The organism is Amycolatopsis sp. GA6-003 (assembly GCF_046267895.1).
In the GTDB taxonomy this organism is placed as follows: domain Bacteria; phylum Actinomycetota; class Actinomycetes; order Mycobacteriales; family Pseudonocardiaceae; genus Amycolatopsis.
In genome coordinates, this window is sequence record NZ_CP176499.1 from 5,544,593 (window position 1) to 5,563,702 (window position 19,110).

The 19,110-nt window shown below is 69.7% G+C and carries 19 protein-coding genes; 7 read left to right on the forward strand and 12 right to left on the reverse strand.

Translation table 11 applies throughout. The annotated features are described in order from the left end of the window. The first annotated feature begins 176 nt into the window (after positions 1-176). A complete protein-coding gene (locus F9C12_RS24965; RefSeq protein ID WP_409462003.1) occupies positions 177-602 on the forward strand; it encodes a PPOX class F420-dependent oxidoreductase in 426 nt (141 codons plus the stop codon). A 696-nt stretch (positions 603-1,298) separates the two neighbouring features. Here F9C12_RS24965 and F9C12_RS24970 read toward each other — a convergent pair. Next, a complete protein-coding gene (locus F9C12_RS24970; protein ID WP_409462004.1) occupies positions 1,299-1,871 on the reverse strand; it encodes a TetR/AcrR family transcriptional regulator in 573 nt (190 codons plus the stop codon). Between the two features lie 89 nt (positions 1,872-1,960). On the opposite strand from F9C12_RS24970, the gene F9C12_RS24975 reads away from it, so the two are divergent. The 3 genes from F9C12_RS24975 (at position 1,961) to F9C12_RS24985 (ending at position 6,589) form a co-directional block, all read left to right on the forward strand. Further along, a complete protein-coding gene (locus F9C12_RS24975; RefSeq protein ID WP_409462005.1) occupies positions 1,961-3,475 on the forward strand; it encodes an MFS transporter in 1,515 nt (504 codons plus the stop codon). 1,072 nt (positions 3,476-4,547) lie between these two features. Beyond that, positions 4,548-5,144, forward strand: a complete 597-nt coding sequence (locus F9C12_RS24980) for a class I SAM-dependent methyltransferase (RefSeq protein ID WP_409462006.1) — start codon at positions 4,548-4,550, stop codon at positions 5,142-5,144. Between the two features lie 50 nt (positions 5,145-5,194). Then, entirely contained in the window at positions 5,195-6,589 is a 1,395-nt protein-coding gene (locus tag F9C12_RS24985) for an FAD-binding oxidoreductase (protein WP_409462007.1), read from the forward strand. Positions 6,590-6,650: 61 nt separating this feature from the next. Here the strand turns inward: F9C12_RS24985 and F9C12_RS24990 are convergent, their stop codons facing one another. The 4 genes from F9C12_RS24990 to F9C12_RS25005 all read right to left on the reverse strand — a co-directional run bounded on the left by F9C12_RS24990 (position 6,651) and on the right by F9C12_RS25005 (position 9,992). Next, positions 6,651-7,355, reverse strand: a complete 705-nt coding sequence (locus F9C12_RS24990) for a DedA family protein (RefSeq protein WP_409184262.1) — start codon at positions 7,353-7,355, stop codon at positions 6,651-6,653. A gap of 138 nt (positions 7,356-7,493) precedes the next feature. Further along, entirely contained in the window at positions 7,494-8,141 is a 648-nt protein-coding gene (locus F9C12_RS24995; protein ID WP_409462008.1) for a hypothetical protein, read from the reverse strand. Positions 8,142-8,173: 32 nt separating this feature from the next. Next, complete coding sequence (gene nagA / locus F9C12_RS25000) at positions 8,174-9,364, reverse strand: N-acetylglucosamine-6-phosphate deacetylase (protein ID WP_409462009.1); 1,191 nt, start codon at positions 9,362-9,364, stop codon at positions 8,174-8,176. A 52-nt stretch (positions 9,365-9,416) separates the two neighbouring features. After that, positions 9,417-9,992, reverse strand: a complete 576-nt coding sequence (locus F9C12_RS25005) for a SigE family RNA polymerase sigma factor (RefSeq protein WP_409184265.1) — start codon at positions 9,990-9,992, stop codon at positions 9,417-9,419. 197 nt (positions 9,993-10,189) lie between these two features. Here F9C12_RS25005 and F9C12_RS25010 point away from each other — a divergent pair, with 197 nt between their 5' ends. Next, positions 10,190-10,474, forward strand: coding sequence for a YciI family protein (locus F9C12_RS25010; protein ID WP_409462010.1), 285 nt, complete (start codon positions 10,190-10,192; stop codon positions 10,472-10,474). A 16-nt stretch (positions 10,475-10,490) separates the two neighbouring features. Here F9C12_RS25010 and F9C12_RS25015 read toward each other — a convergent pair whose 3' ends face one another. From F9C12_RS25015 to F9C12_RS25030, 4 genes are all read right to left on the reverse strand, one after another. Continuing rightward, entirely contained in the window at positions 10,491-11,489 is a 999-nt protein-coding gene (locus F9C12_RS25015; protein WP_409462011.1) for a PDR/VanB family oxidoreductase, read from the reverse strand. After that, complete coding sequence (locus F9C12_RS25020; protein WP_409462012.1) at positions 11,486-12,346, reverse strand: metal-dependent hydrolase; 861 nt, start codon at positions 12,344-12,346, stop codon at positions 11,486-11,488. Before F9C12_RS25020 ends, F9C12_RS25015 begins: the two co-directional genes overlap by 4 nt. Continuing rightward, entirely contained in the window at positions 12,343-13,812 is a 1,470-nt protein-coding gene (locus F9C12_RS25025; protein WP_409184269.1) for a flavin-containing monooxygenase, read from the reverse strand. Before F9C12_RS25025 ends, F9C12_RS25020 begins: the two co-directional genes overlap by 4 nt. Positions 13,813-13,887: 75 nt before the next feature. Next, positions 13,888-14,655, reverse strand: a complete 768-nt coding sequence (locus F9C12_RS25030; protein ID WP_409462013.1) for a helix-turn-helix transcriptional regulator — start codon at positions 14,653-14,655, stop codon at positions 13,888-13,890. A gap of 68 nt (positions 14,656-14,723) precedes the next feature. Between F9C12_RS25030 and F9C12_RS25035 the strand changes: the two genes are divergently transcribed. Then, positions 14,724-15,767 carry a zinc-binding dehydrogenase gene (locus F9C12_RS25035; protein WP_409462014.1) on the forward strand — a complete coding sequence of 348 codons (1,044 nt, stop codon included), beginning with the start codon at positions 14,724-14,726 and terminating at the stop codon, positions 15,765-15,767. Here F9C12_RS25035 and F9C12_RS25040 read toward each other — a convergent pair. The 3 genes from F9C12_RS25040 to F9C12_RS25050 all read right to left on the reverse strand — a co-directional run bounded on the left by F9C12_RS25040 (position 15,764) and on the right by F9C12_RS25050 (position 18,136). Further along, on the reverse strand, positions 15,764-16,237 hold the full coding sequence (locus F9C12_RS25040; RefSeq protein WP_409462015.1) for a pyridoxamine 5'-phosphate oxidase family protein: 474 nt from the start codon (positions 16,235-16,237) through the stop codon (positions 15,764-15,766). The genes F9C12_RS25035 and F9C12_RS25040 overlap by 4 nt on opposite strands. Before the next feature lie 8 nt (positions 16,238-16,245). Continuing rightward, positions 16,246-17,139 carry an SDR family oxidoreductase gene (locus tag F9C12_RS25045; RefSeq protein ID WP_409462016.1) on the reverse strand — a complete coding sequence of 298 codons (894 nt, stop codon included), beginning with the start codon at positions 17,137-17,139 and terminating at the stop codon, positions 16,246-16,248. 82 nt (positions 17,140-17,221) lie between these two features. Continuing rightward, on the reverse strand, positions 17,222-18,136 hold the full coding sequence (locus F9C12_RS25050) for an aldo/keto reductase (protein ID WP_409462017.1): 915 nt from the start codon (positions 18,134-18,136) through the stop codon (positions 17,222-17,224). A gap of 62 nt (positions 18,137-18,198) precedes the next feature. Between F9C12_RS25050 and F9C12_RS25055 the strand changes: the two genes are divergently transcribed. After that, positions 18,199-19,020, forward strand: coding sequence for an LLM class F420-dependent oxidoreductase (locus F9C12_RS25055; protein ID WP_409462018.1), 822 nt, complete (start codon positions 18,199-18,201; stop codon positions 19,018-19,020). Positions 19,021-19,110 lie beyond the last annotated feature (90 nt).

A 19,110-nucleotide genomic window follows, 5' to 3' on the forward strand; every position in this document is an offset into this window, starting at 1 on the left:
TACGGCGTATTTCGCAAGCGGCCGGCCCGTGGTTGTGTCACATGACACTTTAGTTGCCGCATGCAAGCAGATTTCAACCGGAGGGGTGGCGTCCGTTTTCTCCCGATCTGGGGAGCCGCTGGTCATCAGGGGTTTCGGGCGGGAACAGATCCCTCTCGGCGGGCCTTCATAGAGGTATGACTGACGACACAGCGCTCTACGACCTCATCGCGGCGAGCAAACAGGGCGTCCTAGCGACCCTGAAACGAGACGGCCGCCCGCAGCTGTCGACGGTGACTCACTACTTCGATCGCGAGGCCCGCCAGCTGCAGGTGTCGATCACGGACACGCGCGCGAAGACGAAGAACATGCGCCGGGATCCGCGGGTGAGCTACCACGTGGCGTCCCCGAACGGGTGGTCTTACGCGGTGGCGGAGGGCAGAGCGGTGCTGTCGCCAGTGGCGTCGTCGCCGGACGACGAGGCGGTGGAGGCGTTGATCGCGCTGTATCGCAAGGTGGCGGGCGAGCATCCGGACTGGGATGAGTACCGAGCAGCGATGGTGGCGGATCGGCGGTTGGTGCTGACGGTGGAGATTGAGCGGGTGTACGGGCTGGTTCGCTGAGGTTTTCGGGGGTTTGCACCGGGGGTGCTGGGGCGGGTGTGGGTGGCTGCCCGGGTGTTGGTGGGGTTGGATGGGCTGGCGTGGTGCCGGTGGTGTGCGGGTTCGCTGGGGCTCCGTCCGGTCCGGTCTGCTCCGGTGTTTCGAGGCTGGCCCTGTGCCGGTTTGGTGGTTCGCAGGCCTCGCGTGGGTTCGGTGGTGAGGAGGCCTCGCTTCGGTCCGGCCGGGGCTGGCCTCTCGCCGTGTCCGGAGTCAGCCTTTTCGGGCGCTCCGCCGCGAACGGTGCCGTGCTCGGGCTCGGATTTTCGGTGGCTCTGCCGTGTCCGGAGTCAGCCTTGTCGGGTGCTCCGCCGCGAACGTTGCCGTGCTCGGGCTCGGTCTTTCGGTGGCTCTGCTGTGCTCGGGCTCGGTCTTCGGGCGTTCCGCTGCGAATGCCGCCGTGTTCGGGCTCGGTTTTCGGCGGCTCCACCGTGTTCGGGCTCAGCCTTCCGGACGTTCCGCCGCGAATGCCGCCGTTCTCGGGCTCAGCTTTTTGGTGCTCTGCCGTGCTCGGACTGAGCCTTTCCGGCGTTCCGCTGCGAACGCCGCTGTGCTCGCACTGAGCTTTTCCGGCAGCCCCGCCGTGCCCAGGCCTCAGCCTCCTGGCACCCGCCACGAGCGTCGCCCTGACCGGCCCGGCCTCGACCCGTCTCCGGCGTCTCAGCCCTTCCGGAGCCCAGCCGCGACCGTCGCCTTGGCCGGCGCCCCGGCCTCGATCCGGTCCGCGATTTCCTCGATCTGCGCCAGCAGGCTGTCCGTCACCTCTTCGCCCAGCGCCGCGCGCATGTAGAGACCTTCGCCGACCAGCATCACCAGCTCCGCCGTCAGCGGGTCTTCGACGTGCTCCAGCATCATCTCGCGGGTGCGCTCGGTGCAGCGGCGGGACACTTCCGCCGCGACCGGGTCGTTGAGCACCAGGCGGAGCGCGGCCATCGTCGTGCGGTGCAACGCCAGGTCGCGGGTGACGTCGGTGATCGCCGAGCGCAGGTAGTACCGGACCACGCCCTCCGGCGCGTTGCGCGCGCGTTCGAGGTCGTCGTCGGTCAGCCGCTCCAGGCGTTCGAGCAGGCCGTCGCGCAGGGCGTCCTTCGACCCGAAGTGGTAGAGCAGGCCGCCCTTGGACACCCCGGCATGCGCCGCGACCGCGTCGAGCGTGATCTCGGCCGGGCCACGGTCGGCGAGGATGACCTCGTACGAACCGAGGATGCGTTCACGTGCTGAAGGTTTCGCCATCACCTTGACTATACCGTCCAGACGGTTTACCTTCTACCTCAGGAACGAAACTGTACCGTCTGGACGGTACAAGGAAGGAAGAGTGCGCCATGGTGCGGCGCGGAGGCCAGTGGTGGGCTTTGGCAGTTCTGGTGCTGCCGGTCCTCTTGATCAGCGTGGACACGACAGTCCTGGGGTTCGCCCTGCCCTATCTCAGCGAGGACCTCGCGCCCACGGGCGCGGAGCAGCTGTGGATCGTCGACGTCTACTCGTTCGTGCTGGCCGGATTGCTGGTCTTCATGGGCACGCTGGGCGACCGGATCGGCAGGCGGAGGCTGCTGCTCATCGGAGGTGCGGCGTTCGGCGCGGCCTCGGTGCTGGCGGCGTTCGCCACGTCGCCGCTGATGCTGATCGTCGCGCGGGCGCTGCTGGGCGTCGGGGGTGCGACGCTGATGCCGTCCACGCTGTCGCTGATCCGCAGCATCTTCACCGAGGACCGCACGCGGCGCACCGCGGTCGCGGTCTGGAGCGCGGCGTTCTCCGGCGGGATGGCGGTCGGCCCGGTCGTCGGCGGCTGGCTGCTCGAGCACTTCTGGTGGGGTTCGGTCTTCCTGATCAACGTGCCGGTGATGGTGCTGCTGCTCGTCGCGGGCCCGCTGCTGCTGCCGGAGTTCCGCGATCCGAACCCGGGCCGGTTCGACCCGTGGTCGGCGCTTCTGTCGCTGGGCACGATGCTGCCGGTCGTCTACGGCGTGAAGATCGCCGCGACGGAGGGAATGACCTGGCCGGCCGGTGCCGCGATGGTGCTCGGGCTCGCGCTGGGCGTGGCATTCGTGCGCCGGCAGCGACGGCTCGACCAGCCGATGCTGGACCTCGGCCTGTTCGCCAACCGCCAGTTCGCCGGGTCGGTGATCACGAACCTGCTGGGCGTGTTCGCGCTGGTCGGACTGCTGTTCCTGCTGCCGCAGTACCTGCAGCTGGTGCTGGGCCTGACCCCGCTGGTCGCGGCGTTGTGGATGCTGCCCGCGACGGTCGCCGGCGTCGTCGGCGCCCTCGCGGCCGCCTGGCTCGCGCGCCGCGTCCAGGTGCCGGTCCTGGTCAGCCTCGGCCTGCTGCTCGGCGCGGCCGGTTTCCTGGTGCTGACCACCATCGGAGCCGACGCCGGACTGGCCGCGGTCGTAGTCGCGTTCGTCCTGGTCGGCGGCGGGGTGGCGCTGTCCGAAACCCTGACGAACGACCTGGTGATCTCCGCCGCGCCGGTCAACCGCGCCGGCGCCGCGTCGGCGATCTCGGAAACGGGCTACGAACTGGGCGGCGCACTAGGCACCGCCCTGCTGGGCAGCCTCGCCACGGCGGTCTACCAATCCGGCCTCCCGACCACCACGCCCACCGCAGCCCACGACACCCTGGGCGGTGCGGTAGCCACCGCGCACAGCCTGCCCGCCGCAGAGGGCGCGGAACTGCTGAACACCGCCCGCGAGTCCTTCGTGACGGCCTTGCACACCAGCGCGTGGGTAGGTGCCGCGATCCTCGTCTACACGGCTCTGCAGGCGTACTTCCTGTTGGGCCGCAGGCGAAACCGACCGCAGACAGCGCGAAAGGAGGAACCAGCGATGTCCGCGTGACCTGGCCCCGTCGGCCGGGGATTCCCTCGCGACGGCCTTGCGCACCAACGTTTGGGTGCCGTAATCCCGGCGTCGCCCCGGCGTCCCGCAGGCCGTGCGGCCGAAGGGGCCGGGGTGTCCGGGAGGTGCGATCTCGTCGGACGGGCGAGTTCTTCGCGACGGCCTTGCGCACCAACGCTTGGGTGCCGTGATCCCGGCGGCCCGCAGACGGTGCGGCCGAAGCGGCCGCGATATCCGGTGACGCGGTCTCGTCGGACGGGCGGCTCCTTCGCGACGGTGTAGTGCGCGGGCGTGCTTCCGCCGTCGCCCGGCGGCCCGCAGGCGGTGGGACTGAAGGGCCGGGGTGTCCGGGAGATGCGGTCTTGTCGGACGGGCGGGTCCTTCGCGACGACGTAGTGCGCGGAGTAGGGCGTGCTTCTGGTGTCGGCGCGGCGGTCTGCTGACGGCGCGGCTGGAGGAGTCGGTGATGTCCGGGCGACGTGGTCCCGTCGGTGGGCGAGTCGGCGTGGCGGTGTTGCGTGCGAGCGCTCGGCGATCCGCGCTCGTGGTGTCGGCGCAACGGTCGTTGGCGGTGCGGCCGGAGAGGCCGGGGTGTCCGGGAGATGCGGTCTCGTCAGGCGAGCGGGTCCTTCGCGACGGCCTGCGCGCCAGCGCTCGGGGCACCGTGATCCCGGCGTCGGCCCGGCGGCCCGCAGGCGGTGCGGGGCGAAGGGGCCGAGACGCCCGGGTGAGCGGCCCTGCCGTGAGGGCGTGTCCTCCGCTGGCGGCATGGCCTGCCAGCGCTGGGGCGCGTCGGAAGTGCCCGCGTCCGCTGCCCCGTCAGGCAGGCGAACGAGTGTCGGCGGCCTGACAGGCGATGCGGTTCGGCGACCACCACCGCGAGGTTCCAGTTGCGCGGCAAGAAACCCCGAGGCCGATCACCTCTCCACCAACGGCAACCACGACCCACCACCACCGAGTCCGCGGTCACGGGCCCCGACCACCCCCGGCGGCGGTAATTTGCGGTTCCGGCAAAGAACCTTGTCGTCCGGCGCGGTCAGCGGAATCGTGAACATCGGAGGTGGTAACGAAAATGGCTCCGTCCGGGGAATCCGAAACCACGCAGGACGCGCAGTTCTGGGAGGACCTCTACCGCAGTCGCGAGCAGGTGTTCAGTGGTGAACCCAACGGTGTGCTCGTCACCGAGGTCGAGGGGCTGGCACCGGGGCAGGCGTTGGACGTCGGGTGTGGCGAAGGCGCTGATGCGCGGTGGCTGGCCGCGCGCGGGTGGCGAGTGACGGCTCTCGACATCTCGCGCACCGCCCTGGAGCGGGCGGCCGCTGCTCAGGCCGGGATCGCCTGGATCTGTTCTGATCTTGCCGCGAGTCCGCTTCCGGCGGGGGCGTTCGACCTGGTCAGCGTCCAGTATTTCCCGCTCCGCCAAGACGACCGGGTGCTGCGGAAGCTGCTCGACGCGGTCGCGCCTGGCGGGACGTTTCTCTTCGCCAGTCACGATCCGCGGGACCTGCCGCCGGAGCACTCCGGGTACTGCCAGCCCGACGACATCGCGCGGGTTCTCGACGAGCAGTGGACTGTCCTCGTCAACGAGAGCCGGCCGCGGGTGAGGCCAGCGCCGCCGGGGACCTCGCACACTCGTGACACCGTGCTGCGCGCCCAGCGGACCAGCTAATATCGGAATTAATATTCCGCACTGCGGAGATTCCGGTTTACCATGCGGAGATGAGCAACGACGCCCTCCTCCAGCGGCTTCGGGACGACCTCGGCCCGGCCGCGGTGCTCACCGACGCTGACGTCACCGACGCCTACGCGCGCGACATGATGCCGCTCGCTCCCTCGGGAAAACCGTTGGCGGTAGTGCTTCCGGCGGACACCGCGGGAGTACAGGCGACTGTCCGTGCTTGTGCCGAAGCGAGAGTCCCCATCGTGCCGCGCGGGGCGGGCAGTGGGCTTTCCGGCGCGGCCAACGCGATCGACGGCTGTGTCGTGCTTTCGCTGACCAAACTGAACGAGATCGTGGAGGTCGACGCGGGCAACCGGCTCGCCGTCGTGCAGCCGGGCGTCGTCAACCTCGACTTCCGGTCGGCGGTCGAGAAGCACGGCCTGTTCTATCCGCCCGACCCGTCCAGCTACGACTGGTGCACCATCGGCGGCAACCTCTCCACCAACGCCGGCGGTCTCTGCTGCGTGAAATACGGCGTGACCACCGATTCGGTGCTCGGCCTCGAAGTCGTGCTCGCGGACGGATCGCTGCTGAAAACCGGCCGCCGCACGGTCAAGGGGGTCGCGGGCTACGACCTCACCAAGCTGTTCGTCGGCAGCGAGGGCACGCTCGGCGTGATCACCCAGGCGACCGTCTCGCTGCGGCCGCTTCCGCAGGCCTCGGCCACTTTCGTGGCCGGATTCAACACCACCGAGGCGGCCGGCGAAGCGGTCGCGCGGGCGGTGCGCGAGGGGCTGGTGCCGTCGCTGCTGGAGATCATGGACGCGGCGTCGATCAAGGCGTCCGAGACCTACCTCAACACCGACCTCGGCGCGGGCTCGGACTGCCAGGCGCTGCTGCTCGGCCAGTCCGACGCCGGCGGCGAGGCGGCGAAGCGCGAACTGGCGCTGCTCGAGAAGATCTGCACCGACTGCGGCGCGGACCTCGTCTACGCCACCGACGACCTCGAAGAGGGCAAGATGCTGCTGCAGGCCCGTCGCGTCGTGCTGACCGCGCTGGAGACCTACGGCGTGTGGCTCACCGACGACGTCAGCGTGCCCCGCACCCGGATCGCCGAACTGATCCGCGGCTGCGAACGGATCAGCGAGAAAGTCGGGCTCAAGATCGCCGTCGTCGGCCACGCCGGGGACGGGAACATGCACCCGACCATCGTGTACTCCCCCGATTCCGAGGACGAGTTCGCACGCGCCCGGCAGGCGTTCGACGAGATCCTCGACGTCGGCCTGTCGCTCGGCGGCACGGTGACCGGCGAGCACGGCGTCGGCAAGATCAAGCGCGAATGGCTCGCCCGCGAGATCGGCCCGGTCGGGATTCGCGTGCACCGGCAGATCAAACAGGCCCTCGACCCGGAAAACCTCTTCAACCCCGGCTCGATGTTCTCGATGACCGACTGACGCCAGCAACGACGAAGCGGCGTCCGGAAAGTCCGGACGCCGCTTCGGTCAGCTGAGAAAATCAGTCGCGCACGCGCGGGATCTGCTGCGTGACGTCGGCCGAATTGTCGGCGGGCCGGGCCTTCTTCTCGCGGCGGCTCTTCAGGTACTCGAGGGCGATCGGCACCACCGACACCAGCACGATGAGGACGAAGATCGCGTCGACGTTGTCCCGGATGAAGCCGATGTTGCCCAGCAGCGACCCCAGCACGGTGATCCCCGCGGCCCAGAGGATGCCGCCGATGACCGTGTAGGTGAAGTAGCGCTTCGGGTCCATCCGGCCGATGCCGGCGATCCAGGTGATGAACGTCCGCACGAACGGCACGAACCGGGCCAGCACGACGGCCTTCGGGCCGTGCTTCTCCAGGAACGAGTGCGTCTTGTCGACGTACTCCTGCTTGAAGAACTTCGAATCCGGCCTGCTGAACAGCTTCGGCCCGACGAAGTAGCCGAGGTAGTACCCGGCGACGTTGCCCACCAGCGCGGCGATCGTGACCAGCACGCACACCAGCCACAGCGGGGCCTTCAGCGTGCCGTTCGCGATGAACAGGCCCGCGGTGAAGAGCAGCGAGTCGCCGGGAAGGACCGGGAAGATGCTGCTCTCGACGAAGATGATCAAGCACAGCACGGCGATCACGGGGACCGTCAGCCCGTTCAGCAGATGCTGCGGGTCCAGCCACGACGGCAGCAGGGACATGGTGGTCACTGTGTTCTGGGCGAGAATCACACCGAAAACGGTACAGGGTGACTCAGTGCGACCTCATCGGGCAAGGAATCGCAGGTCATCGGTGTGGGATCGGGGTTAAGAACTCGGCCCGGGAGTGCCTTGCCGGGGTGGCCGTACGGGCAAACGCCGGCGGCGGGCTCAGATCAGCGTCAGCAGGCCGATGACGGACCCGGCGGCGAGACCGAGCAGCACCGCCAGCAGCAGGACCCAGTGCGCGGGCAGCGGGCCGTTCTGCGCCGTCTGGGCGGGGCGGCGGACGGTCGCGTCGCCGGACCCGGCCGGCGGGATCGAGCCGGTGGCGCCGGGCGAGGTCGGGGCGGCCGCGTCGAGGGCGGCGCGTTCGCGGGCTAGCGAATCGGCTCCCGCGCCGGACAACAGGCCGTAGTTGGGCGGCAGTTCGGTGGTCGGGCCGGTTTGCGCTGGCGTGCCTGCTTCGGCGCTGAACGAAGCCGAGCCGGACGAACCGGTCCCGGCCGTGCTGGGAGCGCCAGTCGTGCTGAACGAAGCCGAGCCGGACGAACCGGCCCCGGACGAACCGGCCCCGGACGTGCCGGGACCGCCAGCCGTGCTGAACGAAGCCGAACCGGTCCCCGACATGCCAGGCCCGCCAGCCGTGCTGAACGAGCCCGTGCCGGAAGCGCCCGGCTGGACGCCACCCTGCGCGCCGGAACCGGCTTCGGGAGCGGCCTGCTCGTCGACCGGGTTCGCCGCGACGTGCGGAGCGAAGACGGCTTGGGCACGCAGCGCGTCGGCCAGTAACCGTTCCGGGTCTTTCGGCTCGCTCATCCGCTCCGTCCGCCTGTCGAAGTGCTAGCTCGTCACGTACTCAAGGTAGCCCGGCCCGCCTCGGCCACCCATTCGCCCCGGTGCAGGACCCGGGTCGGGCGCAGGTCGTCGTCCAGGATCACGGCGTCCGCGGCCAGGCCGGGACGCAGCGCGCCGGTGCGGTCGGCGATCCCGAGCAGTTCGGCGGGGCGCGCCGACGTCGCCCGGACGGCGTCCAGTACGTCGAGTTTCGCACCCTTCACCAGGTTGCGGAAGGCGTTGTCCATGGTCAACGTGCTTCCGGCCAGCGAACCGTTGTCCAGGGTGGCGACGCCGTCGTGGACGTCGACCTCCAGCCGGCCCAGGGTGTAGCGGCCGTCGGCGGCGTCGGTGGCCGACATGGCGTCGGTGATCAGCACCGTCCGGCCGCGGCCCGCGTGCTGCGCGGCCAGCCGCACGACCGTCGGGTGCAGGTGGACCAGGTCGCAGATCAGCTCGACCGTCACGCGCTCGTCGTCGAGCAGCACGCCGACCGGGCCCGGTTCGCGGTGGTGCAGCGGGCGCATGCCGTTGAACAGGTGGGTGGCGACCGTCGCCCCGGCGTCGATGGCCGGAACCAGCTGGTCAGCGACCCCGTCGGTGTGGCCGATCGCGGCGATCACGCCCGATTCCGCGAGCTGCCGGACCGCCTTGACGCCGCCGTTCAGCTCCGGTGCGAGCGTCACCATCCGGATGGAGCCGTGCCCGGCGCGCAGCAGCTTCTCGACGGTGCCGGTGTCCGGTTCACGCAGAGTGTCCGGATCGTGCGCGCCGCAGCGGGCGCGCGAGATGAACGGGCCCTCCAGGTGGATGCCCGCGAGGTCGCCCTCCTGCACGAGTTCGCGCAGCGCGGCGATCTGCTCGGTGAGCAGGTCGATCGGGTCGGAGACCAGGCTCGCCAGCATGGTCGTGGTGCCGTGCCTGCGGTGCGCGCGGACCGCGGTGCGGATCTCGTCCGGGTCGAGCGTCGAGAACGACGCGCCGCCGCCGCCGTGGCAATGGGTGTCCACGAAACCGGGCACGACCAGCGCCCCGGCGACGTCCACCGTCGTGGTGTCCGGGCTGCTCGGGGGCGTTCCGGTGCCTACCGCGGCGATCTGTCCGCCGGACACGGCGAGCCAGCCGTCGTCGAGTACGCGGTCCGGGGCCACGACGCGGCCGCCCGTGATGACGAAGTCTCCGGGGTGCTTCACGCGGTCCAGCATATATTGGTCTGGACCAAGGAGGGCCGACCAGCGCGAGATTGGTCCGCCCAGGTCACTGAGGCGGCTGCATTGCCTTCTGCAGCGCCTCCAGCGCCCGGCTGGCGGTTGACTTCACGGTGCCCTTCGAAATGCCCGCGGCTTCCGAAATCTCCGCTTCGCTCAGCCCGCCGTAGTAGCGCAGCACGAGCACCTCGCGCTGGCGCGGCGGAAGCTTCGACAGGGCGTTGACCACGGCCTGGTGCTCGCTGGAGAGCATCGCGAGGCTTTCCGCGGACCGGGCGTTCACCGCGTGCGGGGGCACGTACTCGCGGGCGGTCTTGCGCCGCCGCAGCACGCTGCGCGAGCCGTTGACCACCGCGGTGCGCAGGTAGCCGACCGCCGCCGCGGCGTCGCGCAGCCTGCCCCAGTTGCGGTGCAGTCCGGTGAACGCCTCCTGCACGACGTCCTCGGCCGTGGCCGGCTCGTCGACCAGCAGGATGGCCAGCCGCACGAGCCGCATCCGGTGCTGCCGGTAGAGGTCTTCCAGGGTCAACGGGGCGGCCGGCGGCTGCGCCGGGACCGGTCCGTCCATGGTCCGCAGGTGGCCGAGGGTCGCCTCGACGCTGCGTTCCGCGTTCCCCTCCAGCATGTATCCCCGCCTGTCCTCGACATGTCCGCTCACCAGGCCCAAACGCGTGCGCGATAGGCACAGCGTGCACACAGGTTCCGCCCGTGCCTAGCCTATCGGGTTGGCCTCCCGCTGCCACCGCTCGCATGGTGCGTCCGCCCGGCGGTCACCGGTAGCGTCTGCGGCGTCACTGTCGTGCTCACCCCGGGAGTAAGCGCATGGCCTGGTACCTCGTCGAAATCCGCTACGTCCAGGAGAAGCTGGCCGACGTCCGGCCGCGGCACCGGGAGTACCTCAAAGAGCACGTGGCGGCGGGCCGCGTCGCGGTGGCCGGTCCGCTCGCGGACAACTCCGGCGGGCTGGTGCTGTGGCAGGCCGAGGACGAGGCGGCGCTGGCCGAGCTGATCGACAACGACCCGTACGCGCTGGAAGGCGTCGTGGCCGAGCGCACCGTGCGCGAGTTCAAGCCGGTGCTCGGCGACTGGGTTCCGCCGCAGGACTAAGCAGGACTAAGCAGGACTAAAGCTCCAGGACGGCGGGCCCGCGGTCGACGCAGATCCGCACTCGCCCGCCGTCTTCGGCCGCCACCTCGCAGGTGCCGCAGAAGCCCTGCCGGCACGAGTACGGCACGTCCGGCAGCGCCTCGCGCACCACGTCGAGCGTGGAGCGGTCGGCGGGCACGTCGAGGGTGAGTCCGCTGCGGCGCAGGACCACCTGGAACGGTTCGCCGTCCACGATGGGCGGCGGCGAGAACCGTTCAAAGTAGACCCCGGCGGCACCCGTGCGGGCCAGGTCGACGCGGACGCCGGTGATCATCGGCACCGGGCCGCAGCAGTACACCGAGGCGCCGGCGGGCATTTCCTCCAGCAATTCCGCGCCGGACGCCGGAATGCCGAACTCCGTGTCCGGCCGGATCCGCACCCGCTCGGCGGGGAGTTCGTCGAGAAACGGCATCGACTCCCGAGACCGTCCGGTGTAGACCAGCCGCCAATCCGCGCCGTTCGCCTCCGCGCGATGGACCATCGGCAGGATCGGCGTGATCCCGATGCCGCCCGCGACGAAGTGGTACGCGGGCGCGGTGACGAACGGGAAAGCGTTGCGCGGTCCGCGTACTCTCACGCGGGTTCCGGCGGTGAGTGCGTGCACTTCAGTGGACGCGGAACCGATGCGCCGCACGGCAATCCGGTAGTGCGAAAGGTCGGCTGGCGAACCGCACAGCGAGTATTGCCGCACCATTCCGGAAGGCAGCAGCAAGTCGAGATGCGCGCCGGGACGCCAAGCAGGGAGCGGATTTCCGTCCGGACGCACGAGCTTAAGACTCACGACGCCGTCAGCCTCGGTGCGCACGGTGTCGACGACCAGCGGAAGGCGACGGTCGACCTCCCGCACCGGAGGACGGCGTCGGCCGGAAACCTCGGCCAGCCTTCGATAAGCCGCGCCGACCGCGACCAAAGTGGACATCAGCCGGTCGCGCCTGCCGCTGCCGTCGAGCCGGGGCGGGAACTGCGGTGCGGTCATCGCGGTGCGTCGGCGGCCTGGGCCGCGGGTGAACTCGCCAGGTACGCCACCGCCTGGTCGGTGTTGCCGGTTTCGGTGGGGTGGTAGGACTTCCGGAAGTACGGCCGGATTTCGCGCAGCAGCTCGCGCGGTCCGGGCAGCAGCCCCTGGCGAGCGGCGCGCCGGTAGGCCCGCCAGCTGGTGCGGCCAGGCCGCGTCGGGTCGTTCTTCATCAGGAATCGCGTGCCTCGCAGGAAAATCCACGCCAGCACCGGTGTCACCACGAGCATCGAGCGCACTCGCCGGCCGTAACGTCCGTCGAGGTGGCAGAACAGGTCGTAGGCGACCGATCGGTGCTCGACTTCCTCCGCGCCGTGCCAGCGAAGGAGATCCAGCATCGTCTCGTCGGCACCGGCCGCGTCGAGTTCCTTCGCGTCGAGAATCCACTGGCCGAGAAACGCCGTGTAGTGCTCGATCGCGGCGATCAGCGCGAGCCGTTCGATCAGCCATTCCCGGCTCGCTCCGGGCCGGTCGCCGAGCAGCCGCCGGAACATCCACTCCATCTGCGCGATGTACGGCCGCACCGAAATCCCGGCGGACTCCAGGTGTTCGGCCGCGCCGTCGTGCGCCTGCGCGTGCATCGCCTCCTGGCCGATGAACCCGAGCACGTCCTCCTTGAGCCGCTCGTCGCGGATCAGCGGGACGGCCTGCTTGAACACCTCGACGAACCAGCGTTCGCCCTCGGGCAGCGCCAGGTGCAGCACGTTGATGCTGTGCGTGGCCTGCGGCTGCCCGGGAATCCAGTGCATCGGCAGCTTCGACCAGTCGAACTCCACGTCGCGCGCGTGGAGCACGATCTGTTCGTGGTCGGCACTCATGACCGGCCGCTCAGCTCGTAGTCGCTCGGCTCGACGCGCCGCGTCTCCAGCCAGTACCGCCAGGTGAAGCCCGGCCAGATCGTCCGGTTGACGCCCTTCGCGTCGAGGTACCAGCTCTTGCAGCCGCCCTGGGTCCACACGCCCTTGACGAGCTTTTCCTGGATCTGCCGCTGGAATTCGTCCTGCACCGACGGCCGCACGTCGAGTGCCGCCGCGCCGCGGGAATCGGCCAGCCGGATCGCGTCGACCACGTAGCGGGACTGCGATTCGATCATGAACACCACGGAGTTGTGGCCGAGCGCGGTGTTCGGGCCGAGCAGGAAGAACAGGTTCGGGAACCCGGAAACGGTGATCCCCTTGTGCGTCTGGATCCCTTCGGTGGCCCAGGTTTTCGCGAGATCGCGGCCGCCGACGCCGGTGATGTCGAGGTACTCCAGCGCGTCGGTCACCTTGAAGCCGGTGCCGTAGATGATCGCGTCGACCTCGTGCTCGACCCCGGCGGTGTCGACGATGCTGTGCGCGCGGACCTCGGCGACCCCGTCGGTGACGACGTCGACGTTCGGCCGGTCCAGCGCGGGGAAGTAGTCATTCGACAGCAGGACGCGTTTGCAGCCCATCGTGTAGTCGGGCGTGACTTTCCGGCGCAGCGCGGGGTCTTTGATGCCCTTCGCGATGTGCCTGCGCGCGAGGATTTCGGCGGCCTGCATGAGTTTCGGGTGCCCGTTGAACCCGATCGCGCGGGATTCGAGCATCCAGTACAACGCGTTGCGGTACAGCCGCTGGGTGCCCGGGACGCGCTTGAAGAGTTGCCGGGCCCAGCCCGGCATCGCGTGGTCCGGTTTCGGCATGATCCACGGCGGCGTGCGCTGGAACAGCGTCAGTTCGCCGACCTCGGGCGCGATCTTCGGCACGAACTGCACCGCGCTCGCGCCGGTGCCGATCACCGCGACCCGCTTGCCCTTGAGGTCGAACTCGTGGTTCCACTGCGCCGAATGCCAGGTCTGGCCCTTGAACTTGGAGATCCCGGGCAGTTTCGGGATCTGCGGAATGTGCAGTCCGCCGACGCCGGCGACGAGGAACTGCGCGGAGAACTCCGTGCCGCCCTTGGTTTCCACCGTCCAGCGGCGTTCGCCCTCGTCCCAGTGCGCGCCGGTGATCTCGGTGCCGAACCGGATCTTCTCCCGCAGCCGGTACTTGTCGGCGACGCCCTTGAGGTAGTCGAAGATCTCCGGCTGCGGCGAGAACGACCGGCTCCAGTCCGGGTTCTGCGCGTAGGAGAACGAGTACATGTGCGACTGCACGTCGCACGCGCAGCCCGGGTACGAGTTGTCCCGCCAGGTGCCGCCGACCTCGTCGGCCTTCTCCAGGATCACGTAGTCCCGGATGCCCGCTTTTTCGAGCTGGATCGCCTGGCCGAGCCCGGAAAACCCGGTGCCCACGATCACGACCTTGAACCGCTCGGTCATCTTGTCGGCCTCCGCTGCGCTGGGGGTCTGGCAGCGTTGATGTTACCTCAGGTAACAGTTACTCGAAAGTACTTCCTACTCGTCAGTACCGCTCGGCAGCCGGTAGACCACCAGCGTCTGCTCCGGACGCTCGGCCACGTGGAACGCGGCGTGCGTCGCGGTGACCACGCCGAGCCGGGGGTGCCGAAAGCGCTTCTGACCTGCGTGGCTGAACTGGATTTCGTAGTGCGGCCACCACCGGCGCACCTCCGGGCTCGCCTCGGTCAACTCGGTCACGAGCCGGGTCACGCGGGGGTGGTCGGGATGCCGTCCGGCGATCGCGCGCAGCCGGGCCAGGATGTTGCGCGCCTCCTGCTCCCAGTCGACGAGGATTTCGCGGGCCGCGGGCTCGGTGAACATCCAGCGGACGACGTTCGCGCCCGGTTCGATGTTCTGGAACAGCTCGGCGGCGGCGTCGTTGTACGCGAGCAGGTCGTAACAGATGCCGGTGACGTACGCGGGGTTGTCGCCCAGCATCGCCGGGACTCCCGCGACCTCGGGTGCGGCCTCTTCGGGCGCGTCCTCGGGAGACGCGCCACCGTCGGCGAGGCGGCGCAGGTGCTCCTGTTCGGCGCTGGTCAGCCGCAATGCCCGGGCCAGCGCGTCGAGCACCTGGTCGGACGGGCGGACGTCGCGGCCCTGCTCGAGGTAGGTGAGCCAGGTGGCGCTGATTCCGGCCAGCAAGGCCAGCTCTTCGCGGCGCAATCCGGGAGTGCGGCGGCGTCCGGTGACCGGCAGGCCGGCGTCGGCCGGGGAGATTCGCTCACGGCGGCTGCGCAGGAAGGTGCCCAGTTCGACGCTCACCCTAGAACCTCCAGTACCAGAATAACGCGATTCTGGATACCAGCTTAACGGCGCACCAGGCTGGTTGTATGCGAGCTTGGACTGTTGACGCAGAAGGCCTGCGCCTCTCGGAAGTGCCCGAACCCGCGCTGCGGGGCGGCGGCGTAATCGTGGAGGTGCTCGCCTCGCACCTCCCGGCTTATACGAAGGCGGTGGTGACGGGCGGGCGTGGCGGCCTTCCGCTTCCGCTGATTCTCGGCCCTTCGTGCATCGGCCGCGTGACCGCCGTCGCGCCGGATGTCTTCCACGTCGCGCCCGGCGACCTCGTGCTGGACACGGCGCTGCTCAACGCGGGCGACGGCGACGAGATCCTGGTCGGCTGGGTCGGCCTCGGCGCTTCCGGCGGCAACGAGCGCACGGACCGTATGCGGGCGGTGTGGCGTAACGGTGCCTTCGCGGAGAAAGCGTTGTGCGCCAAGGAAACGATGGTCAAACTGCCCGGGGCCGAGGATTACCCGGACCCGGCGCGGCTGGCGTTTCTGCCGTGGCTCTGCGTTGCCGCCGCGGGTTTGCATACCGCGGGTCCACTGGCCGGACGCGACGTCGCGGTGCTCGGCGCGACCGGGCAGATGGGCGGTGCCGCGGTGCTGCTGGCGCTGGCCGAGGGCGCGGCGACGGTGACCGCGGTCGGCCGCAACCAGGCGGCGCTGGACCGGCTGGCCGAACTCGATTCGCGGGTGCGTACCCATCAGCTGACCGGCGATCGCGCGACGGACGCGGCGGCGATCGGCCCGGTGGACGTCGCCCTCGACGCTCTCGGTGCCACCCCGACGGCGGACGCGACGATGGCCGCCTACGACAGCCTGCGAGTGCGCGGCACCCTGGTGCTCGTCGGCGGCGTACGCCAGGACTTGACCATCCCGTACGGCGAATTCATGCACCGCAGGCTCACCCTGCGCGGCTCGTGGATGAGCGACGACGACACGGTGCGGACGGTGTGGAACCTGGTCCGCTCGGGCGTCCTGGACCTTTCCGCGGTCGAGCTGCTGAAGACGGACTTGACCGACCCGGACTCCGCTCTCGACCTGGCGGAACGCACTTCGGGGCTGAGCTTCGTGGCCCTGGTGCCCTAGTAGGTGCCGCCGAGTTTCGAGTGGTCCCAGCTCGCGATCTTCGTCGGACGCAGGATAAGCCCGACCCGCTTCGGGGCCTGCCGTTCGATGAAGGTCCGCAGTTCGTCGGGCACCGGCGCGCCCGGTTCGGCCCCGGAGTAGCGCATCATCAGCGCGATCCCCATGGCCGTGACCTGCTCGGTGTCCTCGACGAACTCGACGTCCGCCTCGAAGGAAAGCCCGCGCAGCTGCTCATACGTTTCGCCGCTTTCGATCAGCACGGTCGCCTCGGGCAGCCGGCGCAGGTTTTTCGCCTTCTGCGAGGTGCCATAGGTCCACGTCGCGACCCCGCCCTCGTACGGGTAGTACCAGAGGGGGGCGAGGTGCGGCCTGCCGTTCGGGCCGATCGAGGCCACGTTGATGACCTTCTGCCCGGCCAGGTAGGCCTGCACCTCGTCCGGGGTCATCCGGATCTGATCGCGACGGGACATGGCGCTCCTCAGCTGCGTTTGGTGGCCGCGCGTCCGCCGTGGCCGTTGACCGACGACTCGAACGCGCCGCGTTCCTCGACGTCCTTCAGCGCGGCCCGGTCCGCCGCCGGCACCCGCGTCCGCGCGCCCAGTTCGACGATCGGCGGCAGGAACGAGCGCAGCAGCTTCAGGCCGCCGACCCAGCGTGGCACGTGGATCGTCCGGGCGCGGCGCAGAATCCCGGCCTCCAGGTCGTCGAGCGCGACGTCCAGCGGGTAGGTCTTGCCGAGCAGGCCCGGCATCCCGGCGCGCAGCTTGCCGAACACCGGGTGCGCGTCGGCGCTTTCGACCAGGTCGGTGCGGATCCAGGTCGGGTGCGCGACGCCGACCTTCACGCCGAGGTGCGCGACCTCCGCGCGGAGGCTGTTGCAGAACGCCTCGACGCCCGCCTTCGCTGCGGCGTAGTTCGCCATGCCGGGCGCGTGCGTGATCGCGGCGAGCGAGGAGATGCCGAGCAGATAGCCGCGTCGTTCGATGACGTGCGGCATCGTCACGCGGAACGTGCGCCACACGCCGAGCAGGTCGACCTCGATCACGCGCTCGAACGCGGCGCGGTCCACCGACCGCACGAATCCGGCGGTCGCGATGCCCGCGTTGGCGATGACGATGTCGATGCCGCCGAAGTGCTCGACCACGCCCGCGGTGACGCGCTCGAGGTCGTCCCAGCTGGTCACGTCGGCTTCCCAGGACTTCGCGTTCGGCCCGATCCGCTTGGCGACCGCTTCCTGTTCGTCGGCTTCCAGCCCGACGAGCGCGACCTTGGCTCCGCGCGCGGCGAGCCGCTCGGCCAGGCCGGCTCCGATCCCGCGAGCGGCTCCGGTGATGAGCACGACCTTGCCGTCGACCTGCTTCTGCTGAGCCACGGTGCCCTCCTGAGCCGGTTTTCGCCTGTCCGGAGGGCACCGTACAACAACCTACCCGCAGTAAGCTACTCCTCGGTAAGTATCAGTTCGACGCTTCGCCCAAAGCGGTGAGTTCGGCGTCGGTCAGGTTCAGCTCGACCGAGGCGAGCAGATCGACCAGCTGTTCCGGGGTGCGGGCGCTGGCGATCGGCGCGGCGACGGTCGGCTGCTGCCGGAGCCAAGCGAGCGCGACACTGGCCACCGAGGCCTGGTGCGCGGCGGCCACCTCGTCCAGCGCGGCGAGCACGCGTTCGCCCCGCGCGTCGAGGTATTCCAGCGCCCGCGGAGCACGCGGCGAGTCGCCCGGCTCGTCCTTCGAACGGTACTTGCCGGTGAGGAATCCCTTGGCCAGCCCGAAATACGGCAGCGTCACCAGGTTCTCGCGGGCGACGAGCGGGGCCAGTTCGCGCTCGTAATCCCGTTCGACCAGGTTGTAATGCGGTTGCAGGGCGACGTAGCGGGCGAGGCCGTTCTGGTCCGAAATGGACAGTGCGGCGGAGAGCCGGTCCGGTTCGTAGTTGGACGCCGCGATGTAGCGGACCTTGCCGTCCCGGACGAGCTGGTCGAACGCGCCGAGGGTCTCTTCGAGCGGAGTGTCGAGATCGTCCTTGTGCGCGTAGTACAGGTCGATGTGGTCGGTTCGCAGGCGGCGCAACGATTCTTCGACCGCCTCGGCGATGTTCTTCGCGGCGAGGCCGGGTCGCTGCTCCCCCGCGCCGACCTTGGTGGCGATGACGAGGTCGTCGCGGCGGCCGCGCTTGGCGAGCCAGTTGCCGATGATCGTCTCGGAACCGCCTCCGCCGCCGTAGGTGTTGGCGGTGTCGAGGAAGTTGCCGCCGGCCGCGGTGTACGCGTCGAGAACAGCGAATGACGTGGGTTCGTCCGCGGTGTGGCCGAAGACGTTGCAGCCGAGGTTGAGGCCGTGGATATCCAGTTCCGTAGTGCCGAGCTTCGTCATGCTTTCGAACCTAATCCGGCCGGGGCGGGAGGAAAACCGGGTTCTCGCGCGTTGGGCGGGACATGGCTATCGAATTGGGCAAGCTAGGCGTGTGGCGGATGTCGGCTCAGGTGGACGGCGCGTTCGCGGCCGAGGTGGAGAAACTGGGCTACGGCACGATCTGGCTCGGCGGTTCGCCCGGCGGCGACCTGGCGATCGTCGACGAGGTGCTGGACGCGACCGAACGGATCAAGGTCGCCACCGGGATCGTCAACATCTGGGCTGTCTCGGCCGAGGACGTCGCGCGCGCGTTCCACCGGATCGAGGGAAGGCACCCGGGACGGTTCCTGCTCGGCGTCGGCGCGGGCCACCGCGAGCACACGCAGGAGTACCGGAAGCCGTACGCGGCGCTGGTCGACTACCTGGACGCGCTCGACGCGGCGGGGGTGCCGAAGGAGTCGCGCGCGCTGGCCGCGCTCGGCCCGAAGGTGCTCGAACTCGCCCGCGACCGCACCGCGGCCGCGCACCCGTACCTGACCACCCCCGAGCACACCCGGTCCGCGCGGGAACTCCTCGGCTCGGCGGCGCTGCTCGCGCCCGAGCAGAAGGTCGTCTTCGACACCGATCCGGAGCGGGCGCGCGAGACCGGCCGCAAGACCGTGCAGTTCTATCTCGGCCTGTCGAACTACACCGCCAACCTGCGCAAGTTCGGGTTCTCCGAGGAGGACGTCGCCGGGAAGGGCAGCGACCGCCTGATCGACGCGCTGGCCGTCCACGGCGACGCGAAAGCGCTGGCCAACGGCCTGCAGGCGCACCTCGACGCGGGAGCCGGGCACGTCAGCGTGCAGTCGCTGGACGAGGATCCGTTCCCTGCCTACCGGGCAATCGCGGCCGAGCTGCTCTGAATCGCTCCAGTCGGTTTCGTCTCGTGTGAGGTAGGACCGGTCGCCCCGGCCGGTCCACCTCGTACGATGCCGCTGTAGAAGCCAGTCGTC